Below are 1,105 nucleotides of genomic sequence, written 5' to 3'. Positions count from 1 at the left end.
CCCGGGATCCGCCTCCGGCCACCGTTCGCCCAGCGCTGCCCGCAGCTCCGCCGGATTCCTCGCCCGCTCCCCCACCAGCGCCCGCCCGGCAGCCACCAGCTCCTCCCGGTCCACACCCCGCATTCCGCGCGCCCAGGCGCTGCTACGGAACTGACGGTCGAGCATCGGCTGCACCACCGGCCGCAACGCCAGGACGTCCGACGCGCTCACCAGATGCACCGTTCCCCGCATCAGCACGATCCGCACCGCGCGGCGTTCGGTCATCAGTCCCGCCAGCTCGGCGAACGAGAAGCGCTTCAGCCGGGTCCAGAGCCCGACGTAGGGCGCGTCCGGCGCCTGTGACTGCATGCCCACCAGGTGCTCGATCGCGTCCAGAGCGGACATCTCGGAGCGTTCCAGCAACAGCTGGCGGTCCAGCAGAGCCCGGTTGAGTGTACGGCGGTCGAGCACGATGTTCGGCATGAGGGAACGCTACCGACCCTTGCGGACAGACTCCGTCCGCACGATCGAGTGGCCCCGCAACGGCTGCTCCGTCTCACCGGTTGGCCGACCTCACTGAAGATTGACCAGCTCCGTCGATTGGCGCTACCTGCGGTTGTGGGGTTCCATTCGTAGCCTCCACCGATGAGGTGGGTCCCGTCCGGGCAGGTCGCTCTGGAGAGCTCACCTCCGTTGGCCCAGTTCCCTGTCGGGTTGCTGCGCGTCTGCCCGGTGTACGCCCGGCAGGGCAGCGCGGGCGGACACCGGCCGGTCGGTCAGGGGAATCAGGCGCAGGTGTCGAGCATGCCGGTCAACGCGGCATGCTCCTCTTGGTCCGTGGTGAGGTCGTATGCGTGCTTCACCGAGATCCAGGCCCCCGCGTACGTGCAGTGGTAGCTCACGAGGTCCGGTTGCCAGTCAGAGGGGTCCCTGTCGCCCACGTTGCCAGGTTTAGGCTGGTGAGCGGGGTGGTGCACGAACGGAGCCGACGTGTGAGTGGGCATAGTGAACTTCCCCGGCTGCTGGCAGCCGCGGAGACGGCGGCGCCGGCGGAAGCCGTGACGTGGTCGCCGAGGACCTCCGGCGGCGCTTCAACGCCACGCAGCTCTCTTTCCTCATCCTGGTC

General features: G+C 68.9%; 2 protein-coding genes. Both read right to left on the bottom strand.

Going from position 1 to position 1,105, the window contains the following annotated elements:
• Nucleotides 1-462, bottom strand: a 462-nt coding sequence (locus JK364_RS54340) for a DNA glycosylase AlkZ-like family protein (RefSeq protein ID WP_201858865.1), incomplete at its 3' end; no start/stop codon positions are given.
• Between the two features lie 302 nt (nucleotides 463-764).
• Nucleotides 765-920, bottom strand: coding sequence for a hypothetical protein (locus tag JK364_RS54335; protein WP_230993986.1), 156 nt, complete (start codon nucleotides 918-920; stop codon nucleotides 765-767).
• Nucleotides 921-1,105 lie beyond the last annotated feature (185 nt).

Origin of the sequence: Streptomyces endocoffeicus, from assembly GCF_016741935.1 — a bacterium.
In the GTDB taxonomy this organism is placed as follows: Bacteria; Actinomycetota; Actinomycetes; order Streptomycetales; family Streptomycetaceae; genus Streptomyces; species Streptomyces endocoffeicus.
Note: the sequence above shows the minus strand (reverse complement) of the source record. Positions and strands in the feature narration are given on the sequence as shown.